The organism is Paenibacillus sepulcri (genome assembly GCF_042647105.1).
GTDB lineage: Bacteria > Bacillota > Bacilli > Paenibacillales > Paenibacillaceae > Paenibacillus_Z > Paenibacillus_Z sepulcri.
Window position 1 is genome coordinate 1,767,251 of record NZ_JBHRUP010000001.1, and the last position, 20,842, is coordinate 1,788,092.

Consider the following 20,842-nt stretch of genomic DNA (forward strand, 5'->3'; position numbering starts at 1 on the left):
TAAATATTTTGTAAGGGATTTCATACCGACAGACGTTTGATATTAGTGTGATCTTTTCCGATAAATAAAAAAAAAGCCCGGAGAACCCGGGCCATTATCGTCTATTTGTTTGAATGAATCGTCATTTTGTTAGTGTCCGGTATTGCCCTGGCGTAAGCTCGGCACGCTTCTTAAACCATTTCGAGAAATATTTAACATCGTTAATACCTATCTTCTCCGCCACTTCCTCTGTTCGAATGGTGGTAGCCGTCAGCAGTTCCTTGGCTTTCTCCAGCTTGCGCTCTGAAATAAAGGATATAATACTGCACCCTGTAGCTTCCTTGAATATCGTGCTGAAATAACTCCGGCTAACTCCGATATATGTCGCCACATCCGCGGCTCGAAGGTCTGAATCCAGATGCTGGTCAATATAGTCGATAGCTTCAATAATATCTTCCTTATGCGCCGTACTTAACAGCTCGTTATGAGACTCCACTCCCCATAACCGATACAACTTGCTTATGGCAGCGAACCAGTCCTCCACGCTTGTAACGGGACCTGCCTGCCGCCACTCGATCGTATTGTCCTGAAATTTCATCTCTACCAGTTTGGATTGTACGATGCCCAGTAATTGTTGATCACACACAATGAGGTCCGAATAGGCGTCTATTTCTAACGTCTTCAATTGATCCTGGTGAGCCATAGACAGGTCCTTCCATTGTTTCTGATAGGATCGATTAACGGTTTCTTTCTCCTTGGGGATGTATAGGTGAAAGATATAAGCCCCGGACAGCATCCAATTCCACTGCAGCCGAAGATGCTGCATAAGATGCTCTTTTGCCGCATGACCGCGATGATGAAGCCATGTACCCAGAGCTTCTGCAGACTGATCCTGTTGATTCTTCACCACAGACAGAGAGGTCTGCTGCTTCGCGGTCATCTTCTCAATCTCTATGCGTACACGGTTCAGGGAGTTATCAATATGCTCATCGTCCATATCCGTCTTTACAATGTAATCGCTCACCCCAATTTGAATCCCATGCCTGGCATACGCAAAATCCCGGTGACAGCTCAGAAACAGAATGGCAGTCTCTGGCGCTTCTTCTTTTATCTTCTGGGCCAGCTCTATTCCATCCATCTCCGGCATGACAATATCCGTAATCACAAGCTGGGGACGATACTTCAAAAACTTCTGCCAGCCGAGGCTCCCATTTGGCGCATCGTCTACAACGGTCATCCGATGCTTCTCCCAATCTATGGTCATTCGCAGACCTTTACGCACGAGTTGTTCATCATCTACAATTAATACTTTGAGTGAGGATTGAGCTCTCTCGTTATTGGCCATGCCAACGTCACCTTCGTTCCTATATTTCTGTTTGATTCCAACGTTAGGCCGTATGCATTACCGAAATGAAGTTTAAACCGTTCATCCACATTTCTTAGACCCAACCCGCCCTGCTTACCCGGAATCTTCATCCCGGAACTTATGAACTCCATATGCTCCAGCTTGACCCCGACCCCATCATCCTCTAGCTCCATATATAATTCACAATTGACAGTGAAAATTCTCATGTTAATGTGACCAAGACCATCCCGAAATCCATGGAAAAATATATTTTCAAGTAATGGCTGAAACACCATCCGGGGAACCAGACAATCGTCAAGCCCCGGTTGTATGTCAAACACGCAGGTGAAAACATCTTCGTACCGAAACCGCTGAATCTCTATGAAATGGCGGGCGATCTCCAGTTCCTTGTGAAGAGGGACAAGCGTCTGTTTGAAGTTAAAGCTTCCGTCCAGAACCACGATTAAATGCTGCAGCATTTTAAGGATTTCCGGCTGATGGGCTAACTTTGCTTTCCACTGTATAGAATTCAATGTATTGAATAAGAGATGCGGATTGATCTGGTAATGCAGCGCCCTGAGCTCTGCGTCGCTCTTCAGCTTCTCCGTCCGGCTAATCTCGTGAACCAGGCCTTGTATCTGGCCGGTCATCCTGTTGAAGGTTTCACTTAGATAACCAAGCTCATCCGACGACATCACCGGTGTGCGTATCAACAGATCTCCATCGCCAAATCTACGCATCGATTGGGCCAGCTTCATAATCGGCCTTGTAAATCGGAACGAGAAGAAGCCTGCCATTATAACCCCCACGATGACAGCCAATACAGCAATAAATAGCGAGTATCGCAAAATAACTGTGGAGGATTCGTAGAAAGTGGCATAAGGAATTCTCGCTTCCACAATCCAGTCTTCCGTATCCAAGGAGCGGGACCAGACAATATCATCGTCCTGATTCACATAATCGGAGGACGTCTGCAGCAGAATCTCCCCCGACGCATCCATGATCAGCAAATGGGACTGCATATCCTTCTCAAAAGCTCTGATCAAGCTCAGTATCGTATCCGCTTTCATATCAATCAATATCCGGCTCCCGCTGGGAAATCCAAGACCATTCTTAAGCGGCACGATCAGGCTGATCGCATAATCATCATTAGGCGTCGAATAGTAATCCGGAATATGGATCACGACATGTCTATTATTGTAAGCGGATACATACGACCAAAAGGACGAGCTTGCCAGGTTATCCATACTCACTGAGCTATTTCCGATGACTCTACCCGAAGGAGTAATAACCGCCACTTTGAAAATGTTGGTACTTTCAATAGAGGACAGATAGTTTTGAAAATCTCTTTCTTCAACGTATTGTGCATAGGTTGTTGGAGGCTTGTCACCAATGAATATGGATGAGGCAATCATATAAGCTAAGATATTGCCTGTAATTTGATCCATCTGCTTGATATTGGAATCAAAATGCAGCTTTAGCTGCTCCACTGCATACATGCCATAGCTGCCAAACTGTGAATTAACGACTTTGGACGATTTATGATAAGAAAAATAGCCAAGCGTGCCCAACGGCAGTACGGCAACAATGAAAAAGATGAGCAGAAGCTTAGTTCGGACATTTCCAGCCATCCTGATCCAAGACAATCTTCCCTTAAAGCCGCTCATAATCAATACCCTCTTCTAGCTAGTCATTTTATATGCTGAATATTGAACCATCACAGTATATCAAAAAACACCTTTAATTTGAACAAATGGTGTCCCTAAAGTTTTCGCTTCGGGGACACCTTCTATCTCGTGCTTATTCATCTTCCTTAAATACAGGCATAATACTAATCTCAAATGTAAACTGCTTCTCGTCCAGCCGGTAGACTTCCAGAAGCTCCGGCCCGCAGGAGTTGGAGCCTGCACCGCTCATTTTATAGTCCAGGTGAACGATGGTCTCGTCACGGCGGACGAGTTCATAGGCATTCATCGCATGAGTCAGATCCTCCGGAGTATAGTGGGAAGCATTAAATGAGAATGGTTTAGCTCCCGAGAACTTCAACCCCATCCCCTGCTCATTGGATACGGTCACCCAGTCGGTGCCATTATGGGATCCGTTCTCTTGCGGCATAATGTATGGCGTAAACAAATCGTCAACTGACGTTAAATATTTCCCTTTTCGCGTGCTTTGCTGTTTATCGATATAGCTCTCATGAGGACCATTTCCGAAATACTCCACTTCCTCGGTTCCTGCCGGCATCGTCAGCTGCACTCCGAATCGGGGTACGAATAAGAGATCCTCCCGAACTTGAGCTTCAACCTTCATCTTGATCTCGCCATTGCCGGTCACACGCCAGTATGCTAATCCATTCAACACAGGCGGTTTAGTGTGACCGCCCAAAGAGAAGTTAACTTTAATATCTACAGATGACGCCCCCTGATCTGTCACACTTGCCTCGTATATATGCATATGTGCGCGATCATAGCCTTCTTCCAGCCACTTTGCCTTAATCTTACGGTCATTATCAATTGGGGCTCTCCAAATGTTGAAGCTCAGCGGCTTCTTGATCATATCTACGCCATGCCTGGACACGGAGATGAAGGTCCCGTTGTATAAATCAAACACATGACGGAAATCAAAGCCTTCGATGATCAATTGCTGATCGGCTTCCATCAGCTTGATTGGCGGATAATTAACCGCAGATGCTGGCAGCGCCAGCCTTTCAACAGGCAGCTCAAACTGTTCAAAAGTCACTTCATGACCCGCACTCGCCCAGACCGTATCCTGCTTCAACCGACAGGACAAGGTCAGCAGATAGGTTTCATTGGATGCCTCTGGCCATGAATAGTCCAGCTTCACTGCCTTCGAGGTATGCGGAGCGATCAGCTCCAGCTCCAGCTGGCCTTGCTCGGCGAATTCTCCATCTTTCTCCGTCTTCCAATACAGAGTCAAGTGAGAAAGATCAATAAAATCATATAAGTTCGTTACCTGGACGTAGCCTTCCTCCAGGTTCCCCGCTTCCAGTCGAATCGGGGCTATCACCTTCTTCAATTCGAGAAGACCGGTATGAGGGATTCGATCGGGTGAGACAAGCCCATCAATACAAAAATTGCCGTCATTGGGCTGATCTCCAAAATTACCGCCATAGGCGAAATAACGCGTTCCATCATTATTGGTTGTCAAAATACCGTGATCGGACCATTCCCATACACAACCGCCCATCAGCTTTGGATATTTATAGATGACATCCCAATAATCCTTTAAATCGCCGGGACCATTTCCCATAGCATGGCTGTATTCACACATGAACATCGGCTTCGTACTGTTCTCATCCTTGGCGTAGGCCTCAATATAAGCCGGGGAGGAATACATTCGGCTCTCCATATCCAGCACAGCCGTATCGGGACTTCCCAAATGTCTCGGGTCGGAGCCTTCATAATGAACAGGTCTGGAATTGTCTCTTGCCTTCGTCCATTTAGCCATCGACATATGATTGGCGCCGTACCCGGATTCATTACCCATGGACCAGATCACGACAGAAGGATGGTTTTTATCACGCTCTATCATACGCTCTGCCCGTTCGACAAATACATGTTCCCATTCCGGCAAACGCGTCAGCATATTGAAATTGCCTACTGCATGAAACACCCCGTGACACTCCAAATCCGCTTCATCTATCACATAGAAGCCATATTCATTGCAGAGCTGCAGAAAGCGTGAGTCATTCGGGTAATGTGACGCTCTTATCGTATTAATATTGTGGGATTTCATCAGCTTCAAGTCTCGAATCATATGATTGACCGGTATCGTTTGTCCCAGCTGCGGGTGAGAATCATGACGATTTACTCCCTTTAGCTTCACAGCCATGCCATTAATCTTGAATACCCCGTCAATAATCTCCACCCGTCTGAAGCCGACTGCAAAATGAAGCACTTCGTCTGCAGCATAAATATATAATTGATATAAATATGGGGTTTCGGCAGACCACAGCTTAGGCTTGTCTATCTGGAGTTCGATGCTCCCCTTGCCATCTACGGTAACCGCTCCCGATGCCTGGACATGGCCTTCTCTGTCAGTAAGCTTCACTTGAGCTTCCAGCGCACCGATCGTATCCAGCTCACAGATTATTGTTCCAACTTGATAATCGCTTGTCAATTCCATACGATTGAACAGGTCCCGAACATGGGTATGATTGCGTGCCAGCAAATAGACATCCCTAAAAATCCCTGAGAATCTCCACAAATCCTGATCCTCGATATAAGAGCCGTCACACCATTTCAAGACCATCACAGCAATCTTGTTATTTCCAGCTTGCACATAGGGTGAAATATCAAACTCCGCAGGCATGCGGCTGCCCTGACTATACCCCACCCATTTCCCGTTGATCCAGAGGTAAAAACAGGAATTCACACCTTCGAACACGATATACTTTTGTTTGCCATCCCAATCGCTTGATAGATTAAAATCCCTTACGTATAAACCTGCCGGGTTAGCATTCGGTACATACGGCGGATCACAAGGAAACGGATAGTTCACGTTCGTATAGTGAAGCTGGTCATACCCTTTGACCTGCCAGCATGAAGGGACAATCAGGTCATCCCAACTGCTGACATCTGCATCCATCTGATAGAATCCATTCTCTACATGTTGAACCGACTCATGATATTTAAATTTCCAGCTGCCATTAAGTGTACGGTAAAATGGAGACTTTCCCCGCTTTTGTCTCAAAGCGGATTCCGCATCCCCGTAAGGTATATAATAAGCTCTTGCCGCTTCTCTGCTCTTCTGCAGCACGCTCAAATCTTCCCAATACTTCGGTACATTAATCATGCCTTTTCTCCTCATAACATCGAATTAGGTTAGGTATACGCACCATCCATTGTAATCGATAGTAAAGGGCTCTCATACCGACACTTGTTTGATTGCAGTGTCATTTTGTTTGAAGTGATGGTCTTTTCATCCTACCACTCGGCGACCGACCCGTCCTTATGTCTCCATATCGGATTTCTCCACCTGTGCGGAGATTCCGACGCCATCTTACGGACATACTCCTCATTAACTGTAATACCGAGACCCGGACCCTGCGGAATCTTCACAAAACCATCCTCGTAGGAGAATACGCCGGGGTCCGTTACATAATCAAGCAGATCATTTCCTTGGTTGTAATGTATCCCTAGGCTTTGTTCCTGAATGATTGCATTATGAGCGGTTGCGTCAACCTGCAGACAGGCAGCCAGTGCAATCGGGCCCAGAGGACAATGAGGGGCTACTGCAACATCGTAAGCCTCCGCCATCGCAAAGATTTTCTTGCACTCTGTAATTCCGCCTGCATGCGATAAATCCGGTTGAATGATATCCACGTAACCGTCTTCCAGCAATGATTTGAAGTCCCAGCGCGAGAACATTCTCTCTCCCGTCGCAATCGGCGTACTTGTATGATTGGCAATATCCCGGAGTGCCTCGTTATTCTCCGGAAGCACAGGTTCTTCGATAAACATCAGCCTGTAAGGCTCGAGTGACTGGGCAAGCACCTTTGCCATGGGTTTATGAATACGGCCGTGAAAGTCTACGCCGATGCCAAAGTCCGGACCGGTGGCAGCGCGGATCGCTGCTACCCGTTCCACGACCTGATCCACCTTGTGATAGCTATCGATATACTGCATCTCTTCCGTAGCGTTCATCTTGATTGCTGTAAAGCCTGCATGCTGTTTGTCCAACGCCGCTTGTCCAACATCACTCGGTCGATCCCCGCCGATCCAGGAATAGACACGCATCGAATCCCGGCATGCCCCGCCAAGCAGCTGATATATTGGAGCATTGTAATATTTCCCCTTGATATCCCACAACGCCTGGTCAATTCCGGCGATCGCGCTCATCAGTATGGGGCCGCCGCGGTAGAAGCTGCCGCGGTACATGACTTGCCAATGATCCTCAATGCGAAGCGGATCTTTCCCGATCAGATGATCCATGAGTTCATCTACAGCCGCTTGCACCGTATGAGCCTTGCCTTCGATTACGGGCTCTCCCCATCCAACTACTCCTTCATCCGTTTCAATTTTCAAGAACAGCCACCGGGGCGGTACGATAAAAGTTTCAAACTTTGTAATTTTCAAATTTAACCTCTCCCTATTCTCTCGCTTTTTGGATTTCCAGTCTGAATTGCCGAGCTAAATCTGTAAGCTCATCGTACCGTTCCTCTTCAATCGCACTCTTGTTCGTTAAAGAACTCCCGATGCCGACGGCCACAGCGCCTGCACGAATAAATTGGCCCGCATTGTCCAAGGTAACTCCACCTGTTGGCATCATCGGTATATGTCCTAATGGAGCCGACAGCTCTTTTATATAATTGATGCCCAGTGAGGAGCCCGGAAAAATTTTGAGCATGTCCGCACCATATTGATATCCCTTCACGATCTCGGTCGGCGTCATAACTCCTGGAATCGAGATCCTGCCATATTGATTGGTTAGACGGATCGTAGCTTCATCCAGGATCGGAGAGAATATAAAATCAGCGCCTGCTTCGATCGCTGTCTTCGCTGTTTGTTCGTCTAATACGGTACCTGCGCCAACCAGGACCTTCCCTTCGTATCTCTCTTTCAAGCAGGCAATAATTTCATATGCCCGGTCTGTATCAACCGTAACCTCCAGCGCTTCTACGCCGCCTGCCACCAGTGCATCCGTAATCCGGATAACCTTGTTATACGGGGGTCTTCGAATAACTGCAACGATGCCGGAATCCTTTAACTGCTGCAGCTGTTCCGTTTTGTTCATGATAATTCCACCTCTTAACGTGTCGCATTTTTTGTTCATCCTGTATCAATCTATTCATAAATCCGGCGGCGAAGCCGTCTCCCGCATCCACCGGATCAACCTCCTATCCTCCTCCTCTGCCACAAAGGCAGGCAATATAGATCATATCTATATTTAATTGATCTATTAAATTTGTATAAAAACCCGATTTACAATAGCATTTCACAACTAAAATGACTAAAAAAACACAATACATTGTTCATAGATCGGATCTTTATGAAGGTATCATAGTATCTTTATTTCTAGATGTCAATACGTTTTATTATTAGGAGAAGCTTGTACGATTGTGTTAGTATAAACCTAATATAAAGGTACACAGGGGATTCTTACGATGAAAAAAACGACATTCGCAATGACAGTTGATGTGCTTGAGCAGAAAATTAGAAGTGGGGAATGGCCGCCTGGATCACGCATTCCAACCTTGCAAGAAATCTCCAAAGATCTGGCAGTTAGTGTATCTACTATAAGAGAAGCGCTGCGGACTCTGGAAAGCCAAGGAAACGTCAGTATCGAGCATGGACGGGGAATGTACGTACGCAACGATCCATTATTGTTGGAAGATCCTACAGCAGATCTTAAGGAATTGGGGGATATTTCTCTTGTCAAATTGCTGGAAGCCAGATTGCTCATTGAGCCCAAACTGGCTGCCCTAAGCGCAGAGCATGCCACGCGCTCCCAAGTCAAGCAGCTGCGTGCGCTGGCTGACTCTATGGTTAACCAGATGGAAGAAGGGGGTCCATTTCTGGATACCGATCTTTCCTTCCATCATCTCATTGCAGAGTCAGCACAACACCCTGTCCTATTTCGCATGATGGAGTCAATCTATCCACTTCTCTCCGAAGGCCGCAAGCAAACTAACACCCTACCTCATATGCGTACCAAGGCATCCAATTATCACATCTTAATTGCGATTGCCATTGAGGAACGACACAGTGAGCAGGCAAGGCAGCTTATGCATAGTCATATCTACGACATGCTCGAGGCATTAAAGAAATAACAATGGGGGTAACCGATATCCCGAAACGGTCAAGAATTTTGCAGACTGGCAAATAAAAAGGGAAGGCAACAAAGTCATGAAAGACCTTGTTGCCCTCCCTGAGATGTATCCCGTCGATCCATATACATCTTTCGCCTATTCAGTTCACTACAATTTGCAGCGTACCCGCAATGCGTATACCGCCTGACTCTACGGTCGTGCCAATGACAGCGGTGCCTTTGTTATGCGCCTTCAAGACATCCTGCCCGTTGACGCTAGCGACCTCATTGTGACTGCTTTTATACTTCGCATCATAACCGGACAAATCTACATTGGTGCCATCCGGATAAAACCCCTTGACCTCCAGCTTGACTGATTCGTTCCTGAATAATTGCGTCTTGTCGGCTATGATCTTTACCTCCGAGAGCCACCGCTTCTGTCTGGCCAGTGGAATGGTAAATGCGTTGCCTGCGGCCAAGTCGTAGAGGAAGCCCTGAGACATATCCGTCGAATCGGCGTAAGATCGGACGAGCGTTGTGTCGCCGATATCGAGCACGTACAGTCCTTCACTCAGCGCCTTAATCCCGCGGATCATGTAAGTCGCGCTGCGCGCTCCATCGTTCTGAACGTAAATCATGGTCCCGGGCAAGCTGTCTGGATTCAATCCCTGCAAATCGAGCTGCACCGTCATCCGGTTCTGCTGGGAAAGGTCTTTCGTGAAATCAACGACAGTGCCTTGAAGCCTGCTTATGCCTGCATTGGCAAAAGATGTACCCTGCATTCCAACCTTGCCTATATAAGCACCATCATTTACATAGGAATACAGAGGCTGACCGTCTTTTTCCGAATAAATCCCAAACGTGCCCTGGAATCGAATTGATCCGTCAATCGTATAAACGGCTTCCCGGTTCAAGGAACTGACGATATAATCGATCCGGCCATCCGTCAATTCGACTTTGACGGCACGAACATCCTTCAAGCCCTCAATCACGGAGTCCTCTTCCGATACTACCGCTGCCGGGGAAATGCTGCTGATGAAGCGCTGCTCCTTATAAGGCTCGATGACCGATGTGAACGTGCTTTGCAGGTTTGTTCCGCTGCGATGGGCGATCAGGTATTTGATGCTCTGCGGATTTCCCGGTTTGTTTTGAGGCGGAACTCCGTCGGCAAGCGCGACATCATCCACGTCCCCAACCATGGTCAGCCTCACATGCAGATCCTCCGGCTGAGGCAGCACCTTCCATGTGTCGGTCACATCATAATCGACGCTGAATGAATCTTCCGGATTGTCGTCGCGCTCCACATTTTTAAGCCAGTGGAAGCCCGCGCCCGTATATCCGGCGCCGGAGACGCTGTCGTCCGGAGGACGCTGGCCGAACGCAATATCCGGGCCTGCATACGTCCCGGCTGCCTGCGGCGTCAAGTTCAGCCCAACTGCAGTAACCGGACCTTCCGCTGCATGAAAGCTGAAGTGATGCTCGCTGCCGCCCTTGACCCGGAAGAAATCGACGAGGTAAGAATTGGTTTCATCTATACGGACCATCGCTGTCGTACGCTTATATAATTGTGTCTGAGGATAAGGCTCAGGTGCTTCGACATCCATCAGCTTCACCATGGAGCTGTCATCGTACAGCTTGGGCGTACCGTCCCATTGCGGTTGTTGTTTCTGCTTGTCGACAAGCACTGTATTATGGCTGATCGTGTTTTGAACCCATTCGAACCGGTTCACATCGGTTGCGTTCGCCTGCTCAGGATAGCCCAGATCCGGTGCAAGATCCAGCCCGAAGCCATATAACCCCAGGTTCAGCGTATCCCTGTGCCCGTGTCCGCCGCTGCGTCCGTAGTAGAGCCATGCGGCGCGGTCCGTATCCGGACCCGCTCCATCGCGCAAGCCCGTAAACCCATATCCGGTCAAATTGGTGCTCCCGAGCTTAAGCGGGCCATGTGTCTCTATCACCGACTTGATGCTGCTTGCCACCTTATCAGGTTCGGGAGTGTAAACATCCGAGTGAATCCCTACGGTGCTGCCGCCATTAAGCATGTAAGCCAGTTGGGCGTAAACAGGGTCGTTGAACTTCTCGAAGGCTCGTATGGATTGGGACTTGTCGACCAGGATGCCGGGTTGACCCGTCGTTCCGCTGTCGCCGATGGAAGGCGTATATTTGTCAAGCATCAGGAGCGGATACATCGCCTGGAACATCTTTTGAAACTTGACGTTCTCGTACAAGTCGGCCGCCGGATATTTGTCGTAACCATCGAGGGCATTAGCCGCTTCGAGGTAGGTGCTCAGCCATAAGCGGTTATAACCCGGGCCCGCTTCATTGCCATGCCCGTCCCGGTCAACATCGTTCACCAGGCTGTAAAGCACGTTCCCGCCCGTCACTCGGCGGGGGATTTCGTTAATAAAGCCGCCTGCCTGGAAAGTATAATCCAGCCACTGCTTGGTTTCGGGCAGCGTATCGTGAACGACGGCCGCCAAGGCGACAGCGCTTTGATGGAAACCGTTATTGCCCCGGAGCTGATCCCAATAAACGCCTGGCTGTACCTGGCGCAAAATATTATCCTCGATGCTGCGGCGGAGCCCGGTACCGTTTTCTTTAAAAGGCAGATCGAACTGCTCTCCCTTGGATTTCAGGAATTGGACAATTTCAGGATCGTCGTATAGAGGGAAAAAGGCGTCATAAGCCGTGATAAACGATTTGACAAGTCCGCTTTCCCAGATCGAGCCAACTGCTTTGCCGTCGCCCGTTCCGCCATGCGAATTCACATAGATGGCATTGCTGAATTGAGCGATATCCAATGAGGGGTAGACATCGGCGATCCGATTGAGCAGAATGGCTCCCGCACGCGCATATTTCATGTCCCCTGTATAGATGTAAGCATCCCGAAGCGCATTCAAACCGCCCTGAATATTTGCCGGACCTCCATACCAGGCGAACCAGTGGGCGTAATAGGCGATAAACGTATACCGTTTATTCGTTGCCGGATCGACCCAACCGTAACCGTCGTCAACTCCCCAATCCGGACCTTTCTCGGGATAAAGCGTGTTTACGAGCAGAGTGCGATCGGCCAGAGAAGGATCGAAATTGTTATGTTCATCCAAGCCGCTGCGATAATAGGCGCCGAAGTCATTGGTGGGAAATTTATACCCGCTAGCCGGGTCCGTGATTTTCCACGGCTCGTTAAGAGGGTCCGCCTTCCAGGGATAATTCCCGTAGGACTTCAGATCACCCGACATCGGGCTGAAATTCCCGGTCAGCTGATTCGTGTTATAGCTGCGCGGGACAGCCTGCGTCGGCACAAGGCTCCACAATTCCTCATAACCCAATGCCGCATAAGTGTCCGCTTTCATCTTCACGGTGTTCAGGAGCGATGCCGCCCAGTCGAACTGCCGGACATTATTTCTCGCGGCGTCGAGTTTAATCTGGTTGTAAAGGGTGCTGCGCGTCTTGCTGCTTGTGACAGCGTCCAGATCGGTCAAGACAAGCCGTGAGGGATACATGAATGTCCCTTCGCCGTTTCCCATCCCGCTGCCCTTTGATTTCACCGTGATCTGGAAGGTATGCTTGCCCTCTGCTAACTGCAGCTGGTCAATATACAGATCCGCTCTGGGATATTGACCCGTTACACTGTAGAAACTGTACTGGCCCTGACGGACCCCGTCTATGCTCAGATCAGCCGTGCCGCCGTCCGAAGCGGTCATTCCGCCCAGCTTCACGCTGTAACGGCCGGCTTGCGCCACCATGAACTCGAACGTCCGCGACGGCTCGGCCAAGGTCGAATGAATCTGCACTCCGCTGGCGGCAGCCGTTACCCGGGGCGCAGCATTTGGATCGCCGACAAGCGCAACGACAGGGCCGGAAGCAGGGTCTGTTCCGAAATGGTATACGGTTGTGTCCGGCATAATGAATTCCTCTGTCTCATCCGACGCATTGGAGATGCGCGGATCTTGGAATGGAAATAACGAAAGCATAATCAAACAGCACAGCACCGTTGATAGCCGCCTGCGAATCTGTACAATCATTCATATCCCTCCTCGGTTTTGGAAACGATTTAAGCAGCAAGGTTCCCCCTATAATCGTGATATTCCCCTTTGCAGCAGTAAAGCAGCCCCCCCCTTGACCAATTGCTCCACGGAATGCGCGAAAGGCGATGGCAATCCGAAGTAATAACCGGATTCCTCGGACTCGTATCCGCCTTCTCTGAGCTGACTCTCTGTAGGCAAATAGCCGATCATGCCGTTGCTGTACGGCAGCGGCAGAACTCCGCCGGCAAGCGATTTTGCGAATAATCCGTATTCGACGACGGTTTCGGCATTAACGGCGAGCAGAGACAATCCCTGGGCGAGATTCAGGCAACTGAGCTCTAATGGTATAGAAGGCAGAAGCCGTTCCGGATAAGACAGAAGCAGCCTGCTCCATTCTCCGGATATGCCTCCACGGGCTGCCTCGTTTTGCAAATCTTCGATACCGGGCACGCGCTGAAACGGCAGTGCAATTGTCAGGCGCTCCGAACGAATGGATGAGCATGGCAGCACTTCCATCGGGGATTGAAGAACATGTATCACCTCATCAGCCAGCGTGCGGCCCAGCTCCACTATGTCTGTCGTGTCTCCCCGGTAAAATTGGCCGTCACGAATGAGTGCCGGACGAATATCGCCGCAGCAGCCCTGCAGGAAAGAGGCGGCGGCTCCTTCTCCGATTGCGCGTTCCACTATCTCCATGGCAACACCGGGAAACTCGGAGGTGACGCTGTTGTCTCCCGTAGTGGTAGGATGGCATGCGTAATGGAACCATACCCCTGCCACCTTCCCTGAAGATGCACGAAACCGGATCACAACGACTTCCGGATCGGAAGGTCCTTCCGGGTTTGGCGCCATCGTCATCTTCATACCGTTCCGCCGCCGGCGATGGATACCGATGCGGCACTCCCCGCTCCCGCGCTCGATGGTCACGGGCTCCAACCGTCCGAAGGCTTCTGCAATGCCGTCCATCAGCTTCATTTCCAGCAAGCGTGTATACCGGACATCGGGAAGACCCAGCGATGGTGTGAAAAGGCAACTCGTTTGCGGACCGAAGTGGGTATGGCTTGCATGCAGAATGACGGACGATTCCGGCAAGCCCCAACGCTCCCGTATGGCCAGAGCGAGCTTGGTTACCCGTTCGGAGCCCCACCAGATCAAATCGGCTTGAACGACCAGTGCCCGCTCCTGCTCAAGACCGGCGGCACCCCCGTTTTCGAACAGCCAAACCTTGGCGAACAAGGGGCGGTCAATGGATTCGAATACGGAATGCCGGTGCGCGAACCCGGCCAGCGGCAGCGGTTCTTCCGGTGTAATATCAACCGTTACGACGCCCAGCCTAAGCATGGTCCCTCCCGGCCAGTATGGAATTCGTCACCTTCTTAATTGCCTTTGCAATATCGTACATATCCTGTTCCTCGGCCAGCAGAACATTCTGGTGCAGCCAGAGCACTTCCTTCTCGCTCGCTCTTTCGCTTACCGGACAAGGCTGGATGCGGTGCTCGCCGGTCCACTTCTCAATCTCGCGGATAACCGCCTCATTGCGGTTCAAGGAGATATAGCCGTAACCGACCGGTATCCCCTCAGAGTTGATATGCCTGATTATCTGGCTCTTATCCATCGTAATCGCAGGTTCCAGCTTGAACATGTATAAATGATTGGCGTGGCGGGTGATCCGCGGATCCCTTCGAATCGTGCGAATGCCCTCTATCTCGTCAAGCAATTCCGTCAACAGCTTTCCGTTGCGCTCCCGTTTTGCCATCTGTTCGTCGAGTCTCGTCATTTGTCCAAGCAGCACGGCAGCTTGAAACTCGGTCATTCTCAGGTTCCAGCCGATATGCTCATGCTGGTACCAGGCGCCCTCGCGAATCCGGCCGACATTGGTCAGCGACCATGCCTGATCGGCAAGCGCCTTGTTATTCGTCAGGATAATACCGCCCTCTCCGGCATTAATATTTTTGCTTGACTGGAAGCTGAACGTCCCCATGTCTCCGATGGTACCGACACCGTTGCCCTCCCACTGCGCACCGACGGCTTGCGCCGAATCCTCGATCAGACGTATCCCATGACGGTCCGCAATTTCCCGCAGCCGCGTCATGTCCGAGGGTGCCCCCGCGAGATGAACGGTCAGGATCGCTTTTGTTTTCGGCGTAATCGCCTCTTCTACCCTGTCCGGATCAAGCAGCAGCGAATCCGGCTCTACATCGGCAAAAACAGGGATAGCGCCGAACATCAAGGCAGAAGTCGCCGTCGCGATAAATGTGTATGGCGGCATAATCACTTCGTCGCCGGGCTGAACCCCGGCAGCCTGCAGGGCAATCGTAATGCCGATCGTACCGTTCACGACAGTGACTGCATGCGATGCCCCATGATAAGCGGCGAACTGTTCCTCAAATTCGGGCAGCTTGATGCGCCCGATACCGCCCCATTTTCCCGAGTGCAGCACTTCCAGGAGATGGCGCTCCTCCTGTTCTCCGTAGATGGGCCATTCCGGGAACGGCTTAGTTCGAACAGGGCTTCCACCATTGAACGCTAAGGTCTCCATTTCCAAGTCCCCTTTCTTTGTCATTTAAATATACGTATCATACCTGTATTGTATGTGCATGCACAAAACGGACCATTCTCCACTTTCAAGACCATCGATAATTGTAGGACTTATGATCGGTTTATTCACAACAATCTCACATCTGTATTTCACTTGTATTCTTTTTTCCGTTGCTTTACAATATTGAAGTAATAGGCAGTTTAGACAGGGATAGGAGTCATTACATTGAGAAGAGAGAATGAATTCCGATATTTAACATTAGCCAATATTCTTCGTGAGCAAATCCATTCCGGCTTCATCAAGCCAGGGGAATTTCTATTGTCCGAGAATGAGCTTTGCAAGCATTACGGCATGAGCAGAACCTCTGTGCGCAAATCTCTGGATCAGCTTCTGCTGGAGAAGCTGATCGTCAAGAAGGTCGGACAGGGCACCATCGTCTCCCCAGACCTCGTTGTGGAGGCATCGCCCAATAAAGTTCTGCGCATTTTCACCACCTCGCCCTCCAACTTCTATGATCTATGCATGCCCCTGCTCATTGAGGCGTTTCAGAAGAGCAATCCGAATGTGGAAGTCAAGTGCATGAGCTTCTCCGGCGGTGATTTCTGGGACTCTATCAATACGAGCATGGATCTTGGCTTAAAGCCTGATCTTATACTCGTGTCAGACCGCCAGTTCGGCGAAACGGAGAATTTGGAACAATTTACGGATCTGCAGGACAAGCTTGGCGGCAGCCGGGAGGCCATTTACCCGAGATTATGGCAATCTTTCAGCGATTCGGGCAGGTTAAAGGCGCTGCCCGTTACTTTTTCCACCGTGTATCTTGCCTATAATCCGGATTTATTTCAGCGGTATAACGTAACCGAACCGTCCCCATCCTGGACCCGTGATGATTTCCTGGAAGCCGCCGGGCAGTTGACTATGGACTTGAACGGCGATGGCATTAACGACGTATACGGTTTGTCCTTATCGTCGTCCCTTAGCCGCTGGCCCGTCATTGCACTGCAGAACGGCGTGAATTTTAAGGCGATTGACAGCACGGACCCGATCCTGAATACTCTGAAATTCCTTCATCACCTGTTATACAAGCATCGCTCTGCGGCACTCTCGCCCAGAAATGCGCTCAACTCCGAATCGTTCACGCGGGAGAAGGCGGCGATGGTCCTGACAACCTCGATAGAGCTTGCCGGCTGGAAGCATCAAACGATGCCTTTCACTCCTAAGATTGCCCCGCTGCCATTCGGGAAGCAAAAGCAGACCATGCTTATCGCCAATGTTCTCATGCTGCCCAAGAACAGCGAAGAACCGGAGCTGGCTCTGCAGTTTCTGCAAACAGCGGTAAGTCCGGAAGTGCAGGAGCAGTTGAGTGCGACAACGGGCTTTATTTCAGTCCGCAAACAGATTAATGAAGCGATATGGAGCCAACCTGGACTGGAGTCGCTCCATATCTATGACGATACGATCGAGAACAGCCTTTTTCTGTACGAAATCTTTGAAGATGCGCATCTTGTCGATGAGCTGGAAGCCGAAATGACCCTGTTCTGGGCCGGCATGGAGTCCGCTTCGGAATTGGCTGAGAGGATGAAGCTTATTTTAACGAAGCCATAATTCCATACGGATCCGACAGCTCCGGAGAAATTCTGCTGCACCTGATGACAGTCTTTTTCTTATCCCTTAATCGAACCCAGCAGCATCCCTTTAACGAAATACCGCTGCAGGAACGGATAAATCACCAATACCGGAATGATAGCGACCACGACCGTTGCCATCTTGATTGTCTCCGGGGGCAGCGTTTGCAGCAGCATGGGGTTGGATATCGCAAGCTCCTGACTCACGTTGGGCGTCTGGATCATATTCCGCAGGACAACCTGTATCGGATACAGCGCCTTGTCGTTCAGATACATAATCCCCTGGAAATATGCGTTCCAATGGCCAACTCCGTAGAATAACCCGATCGTCGCCATAATAGGGGCTGACAGAGGCAGTACGATACGAAATAAGGTTCCGACATCGCCGCAGCCGTCCACCTTGGCCGCTTCTTCCACCTCGGCGGGCAAATTCTCAAAATAGGTTTTCATGATCAGCATATTAAAGGTAGAGACCAGACCGGGGATGATGAGCGCCCAGACCGTATTCATAAGACCTGTTGCCCTTACGACCAGGTACAGCGGAATGAGGCCGCCGGAGAACAGCATCGTAAACACAATGACTATGAGGACGACATTCCGGCCGGGAATAAATTTCTTGGATAACGGATACGCCAGCAAAGTCGTTACGGCAAGATTGAGGAAGGTCCCGACTAACGTGATGAATATTGTAATTTTAAGTGCCTGCGGAACGGTCCGGCTTGAGAAAATCGCCTGAAAGGCCTCCAGCGTAAGCGAGGACGGCAGGATGATAAAGCCGCCGTTTCGCAGCACTTCCGAGTAAGGGGTAATCGATACGATAAACACATAGTACAGCGGAAAAAGGGTAAGGAAGCCGAAGATGCCAAGCAGCGCGTAGATCCCGGCATCTACGATCCGATCCGATTTCGATTTATACAGAGAATGGGACATACGTTCGACCTCCTACCAGATTCCCGATCCGCCAAGTTTTTTGGCCATCCTGTTGGCTCCGATAATAAGGATGAAGCCGATCACGGATTTGAACAGATTCGTTGCGATGGCAATGCTGAACTCAAGCTCCTCGAGCCCACGGCGGAATACCCATGTATCGATAATGTCACCAACCTCGTATACGCGCGCATTCAGAAAAATATAAATTTGTTCAAAGCCGGCATCCATGATATGGCCGATCCTCAGAATCAGCAGCAGCACGAATACGTCCCGGATTCCCGGCAGCGTGACATGCCACATCTGCCGCCATCTTCCTGCGCCGTCCACAACCGCGGCTTCATAAAGCTCCTGATTAATCGTGGCCAGCGCGGCAAGATAGATGATCGCTCCGAAGCCCGTATTTTTCCAGATGTCGGTAAGCAGAATGATTGGCCGGAAATATTCGTTGCTTGCCAGGTAATTGACCGCGTTACCGCCCAACTCGCGGGTATAGTAATTCACAATCCCGGAATCCTGGGCCAGGAAAGCAACAGCCAATCCGTATACGATTACCCAGGACAGAAAATAAGGGCCGTAAGTAACGGTTTGGATGAGCCGCTTAAACCAGAGGATGCGTACCTCGTTCAGCATGAGGGCCAGCAAGACGTCAGGCAGCATATTGAACAGGATCCTGTAGCAGCTGATCAGCAGTGTATTGCGAAGCAGTTCGTAGAAATCGGGTGTATGGAATATGATTCTGAAATTGTCCAGGCCCACCCACTCGCTGCCCAGGATCCCTTTACCCAGGCTGTAATCCTTGAACGCAATAATCATGCCTGCCATCGGGACGTAGTGATAAACCGCATAATAGAGCAAGCCTGGAACCATCATCAGATAAAACCAGCGGTATCGGTATAAGGCTCTTGCAATCCGATGGCGAATAGGTTCACTGCCCGCCGGGGAACGCCCGGGAGCCGCGTTTTGCTTCATCCGTGTATTCCCCCTCTGCGCTTGCGTGATTTACTTGATGACTCCGGCCTTTTTGATCTGTTCGGTGTAGGTATCGATCATTTGTTGACCGCCGTACTTTGTCATCAGCTCTTCCTCGTATTTCGGCCAGTTGGACGCATCCGGCTCATCGAACAGCACTTGTACCTGGTATTCCCTCATTTTTTTGCGGAAATCGGCAAGGTTGAAGCCAACTGGCGGAGCAACATTCGTTCCGATTGAAGGATACAGCTTATACGACTGAATCGTTTTGCTGATTTCACGGTCGCGGTCCGACAGTCTCTCATCGACGACTTCAAGTCCAAGCGGCTCATATTCCGGGTTATGCGAGTAGAAGAAACGGTATACCTCCTGGAAATTACCCTGTTCAATGACATCCTTGCTGTACGCATCCAGGTCAGACTGCGTAACGGTAATCGTATTGCCGGAACGCGTATAATGTTTGCCCTCTATTCCGTAATTGATCAGCAGGAAGCCTTCCTCACTTGCCATCCAGTCCAGAATTTGCACCATCCGGTCGATCTTCGCAGGGTCTTTCTCTGCTGTTTCGCGGGAGAACATAAACGGCTGGTCAGGCAGGTTCTCCGTCCATGTGCCGGTTTTGGCAAAAGGATGGAACGGCATCCAATTTGCCTTGGGGTTTAAGGCTAACGTTTTGTTCTGGATACTCGTCGGCTCGCTGTCATAAGCGAATGATTTGCTGCCTCCGACAATAATGCCTGCTTTGCCGCCGACAGCCTTATCCACATTTTCGGTACCTTTGAGCAGGAACCAGTCCGGATCCACCGTACCTTCCTTCATCATGTCCTTCACACCCTGCAGCACCTGCTCAACAGCCAGATCGCTTTGAACGTCAACATATTTGTTGTCCCGAACCATAAGCGCTCCGATCAGCCCGTTCTCGATCCACTGGGGGAAATCAAAGGAGAGAGAAGTGCCGTTCCCGACAGTCGTCAAACCATACGTATCGTTCTTGCCGTTCTGATCCGGATCATCGAATGTAAATGCGTGCATCACCTTCATCATTTCTTCATAGTTGGCCGGTATTTGCAGCTTCAGGTTATCCAGCCAATCCTGGCGGATATAATAGGATCGGTATACCTCACGTGGAAAAATAAGCGGTGCCCGTTCGAATTTCCCTTCGACTGCATAGCGTTCAAGCTCCGTCTCGCTGATCCATTTGAAATAGTTCGGCATTTTCTCAGGGGTTACAAACGGCGACATATCCGCGGTGACACCGTCCAGGATAAATTTCTGGGAAGCTACTCCCGTCGCCGTAAACAGGTCCGGGGTATCCCCCGAAGCGAGCAGAAGGCTGATCTTGCTGTCAAAGTCTGCGCCTGAAGGCATGTACTGGATATTGAGATCGACATTGAATTTTTCTTCGATTGCTTGTCCGATAAAATCCGCATCCCCTTCAGGAAGCACAGCATCTCCCGATGAAGTGACAAACCAATTCAGCTGGAGGCGTTCCTTCCCGGAATCCTCCCCGGCTGTTTTCTCTGTCCCGTTAGTAGCGGCTTCTTCACTCGTGGGATCGCCGCCGCTCTTGTTGTCGGAAGAACAAGCACCAAGTATCAGGATAAATGTCAGCATCATAGCAAGCAGTACATTCATCTTCAGCACTTTCATGAATCAC

13 protein-coding genes are annotated in these 20,842 nt (G+C 50.0%); 2 read left to right on the forward strand and 11 right to left on the reverse strand.

The features are described 5' to 3' along the window. Nucleotides 1-121 precede the first annotated feature (121 nt). The 5 genes from ACFOLF_RS07860 to ACFOLF_RS07880 all read right to left on the reverse strand — a co-directional run bounded on the left by ACFOLF_RS07860 (nucleotide 122) and on the right by ACFOLF_RS07880 (nucleotide 8,080). Nucleotides 122-1,324, reverse strand: a complete 1,203-nt coding sequence (locus tag ACFOLF_RS07860; protein WP_210037893.1) for a response regulator transcription factor — start codon at nucleotides 1,322-1,324, stop codon at nucleotides 122-124. Then, nucleotides 1,282-2,991 carry a sensor histidine kinase gene (locus ACFOLF_RS07865; RefSeq protein WP_210037894.1) on the reverse strand — a complete coding sequence of 570 codons (1,710 nt, stop codon included), beginning with the start codon at nucleotides 2,989-2,991 and terminating at the stop codon, nucleotides 1,282-1,284. Before ACFOLF_RS07865 ends, ACFOLF_RS07860 begins: the two co-directional genes overlap by 43 nt. A gap of 133 nt (nucleotides 2,992-3,124) precedes the next feature. Further along, a complete protein-coding gene (locus ACFOLF_RS07870; protein WP_210037895.1) occupies nucleotides 3,125-6,139 on the reverse strand; it encodes a glycoside hydrolase family 2 TIM barrel-domain containing protein in 3,015 nt (1,004 codons plus the stop codon). Nucleotides 6,140-6,270: 131 nt separating this feature from the next. Then, nucleotides 6,271-7,422, reverse strand: coding sequence for a galactonate dehydratase (dgoD, locus tag ACFOLF_RS07875; RefSeq protein WP_210037896.1), 1,152 nt, complete (start codon nucleotides 7,420-7,422; stop codon nucleotides 6,271-6,273). A 13-nt stretch (nucleotides 7,423-7,435) separates the two neighbouring features. Then, nucleotides 7,436-8,080, reverse strand: a complete 645-nt coding sequence (locus ACFOLF_RS07880; RefSeq protein WP_210037897.1) for a bifunctional 4-hydroxy-2-oxoglutarate aldolase/2-dehydro-3-deoxy-phosphogluconate aldolase — start codon at nucleotides 8,078-8,080, stop codon at nucleotides 7,436-7,438. A 370-nt stretch (nucleotides 8,081-8,450) separates the two neighbouring features. Here ACFOLF_RS07880 and ACFOLF_RS07885 point away from each other — a divergent pair, with 370 nt between their 5' ends. Continuing rightward, nucleotides 8,451-9,116 (forward strand): FadR/GntR family transcriptional regulator, encoded by a 666-nt coding sequence (locus tag ACFOLF_RS07885; protein WP_210037898.1) that lies wholly within the window; start codon nucleotides 8,451-8,453, stop codon nucleotides 9,114-9,116. Nucleotides 9,117-9,255: 139 nt separating this feature from the next. Here ACFOLF_RS07885 and ACFOLF_RS07890 read toward each other — a convergent pair whose 3' ends face one another. From ACFOLF_RS07890 to ACFOLF_RS07900, 3 genes are read right to left on the reverse strand one after another with little or no spacing between them, the layout of a single operon-like run. Continuing rightward, a complete protein-coding gene (locus tag ACFOLF_RS07890; RefSeq protein WP_210037899.1) occupies nucleotides 9,256-13,119 on the reverse strand; it encodes a heparinase II/III domain-containing protein in 3,864 nt (1,287 codons plus the stop codon). A 48-nt stretch (nucleotides 13,120-13,167) separates the two neighbouring features. Then, entirely contained in the window at nucleotides 13,168-14,463 is a 1,296-nt protein-coding gene (locus ACFOLF_RS07895) for a hypothetical protein (protein ID WP_210037900.1), read from the reverse strand. Continuing rightward, a complete protein-coding gene (locus ACFOLF_RS07900; RefSeq protein WP_210037901.1) occupies nucleotides 14,456-15,661 on the reverse strand; it encodes a DegT/DnrJ/EryC1/StrS family aminotransferase in 1,206 nt (401 codons plus the stop codon). Before ACFOLF_RS07900 ends, ACFOLF_RS07895 begins: the two co-directional genes overlap by 8 nt. Nucleotides 15,662-15,886: 225 nt before the next feature. Between ACFOLF_RS07900 and ACFOLF_RS07905 the strand changes: the two genes are divergently transcribed. Beyond that, complete coding sequence (locus ACFOLF_RS07905) at nucleotides 15,887-17,266, forward strand: extracellular solute-binding protein (protein WP_210037902.1); 1,380 nt, start codon at nucleotides 15,887-15,889, stop codon at nucleotides 17,264-17,266. 59 nt (nucleotides 17,267-17,325) lie between these two features. On the opposite strand, the gene ACFOLF_RS07910 is transcribed toward ACFOLF_RS07905, so the two are convergent. From ACFOLF_RS07910 to ACFOLF_RS07920, 3 genes are read right to left on the reverse strand one after another with little or no spacing between them, the layout of a single operon-like run. Continuing rightward, nucleotides 17,326-18,216 carry a carbohydrate ABC transporter permease gene (locus ACFOLF_RS07910; protein ID WP_210037903.1) on the reverse strand — a complete coding sequence of 297 codons (891 nt, stop codon included), beginning with the start codon at nucleotides 18,214-18,216 and terminating at the stop codon, nucleotides 17,326-17,328. Between the two features lie 12 nt (nucleotides 18,217-18,228). After that, nucleotides 18,229-19,185: an ABC transporter permease gene (locus ACFOLF_RS07915; RefSeq protein WP_210037904.1), complete on the reverse strand. Its 957-nt coding sequence runs from the start codon at nucleotides 19,183-19,185 to the stop codon at nucleotides 18,229-18,231. A gap of 30 nt (nucleotides 19,186-19,215) precedes the next feature. Beyond that, nucleotides 19,216-20,835 (reverse strand): hypothetical protein, encoded by a 1,620-nt coding sequence (locus ACFOLF_RS07920; RefSeq protein WP_210037905.1) that lies wholly within the window; start codon nucleotides 20,833-20,835, stop codon nucleotides 19,216-19,218. Between the last annotated feature and the right edge of the window lie 7 nt (nucleotides 20,836-20,842).

Bases quoted from the DNA above. Each gene is read 5' to 3' on its own strand.
- ACFOLF_RS07860 (WP_210037893.1), bottom strand. From the start codon at position 1,324: ATGGCCAATAACGAGAGAGCTCAATCCTCACTCAAAGTATTAATTGTA.
- ACFOLF_RS07865 (WP_210037894.1), bottom strand. From the start codon at position 2,991: ATGAGCGGCTTTAAGGGAAGATTGTCTTGGATCAGGATGGCTGGAAAT.
- ACFOLF_RS07870 (WP_210037895.1), bottom strand. From the start codon at position 6,139: ATGATTAATGTACCGAAGTATTGGGAAGATTTGAGCGTGCTGCAGAAG.
- ACFOLF_RS07880 (WP_210037897.1), bottom strand. From the start codon at position 8,080: ATGAACAAAACGGAACAGCTGCAGCAGTTAAAGGATTCCGGCATCGTT.
- ACFOLF_RS07885 (WP_210037898.1), top strand. From the start codon at position 8,451: ATGAAAAAAACGACATTCGCAATGACAGTTGATGTGCTTGAGCAGAAA.
- ACFOLF_RS07890 (WP_210037899.1), bottom strand. From the start codon at position 13,119: ATGATTGTACAGATTCGCAGGCGGCTATCAACGGTGCTGTGCTGTTTG.
- ACFOLF_RS07895 (WP_210037900.1), bottom strand. From the start codon at position 14,463: ATGCTTAGGCTGGGCGTCGTAACGGTTGATATTACACCGGAAGAACCG.
- ACFOLF_RS07900 (WP_210037901.1), bottom strand. From the start codon at position 15,661: ATGGAGACCTTAGCGTTCAATGGTGGAAGCCCTGTTCGAACTAAGCCG.
- ACFOLF_RS07910 (WP_210037903.1), bottom strand. From the start codon at position 18,216: ATGTCCCATTCTCTGTATAAATCGAAATCGGATCGGATCGTAGATGCC.
- ACFOLF_RS07915 (WP_210037904.1), bottom strand. From the start codon at position 19,185: ATGAAGCAAAACGCGGCTCCCGGGCGTTCCCCGGCGGGCAGTGAACCT.
- ACFOLF_RS07920 (WP_210037905.1), bottom strand. From the start codon at position 20,835: ATGAAAGTGCTGAAGATGAATGTACTGCTTGCTATGATGCTGACATTT.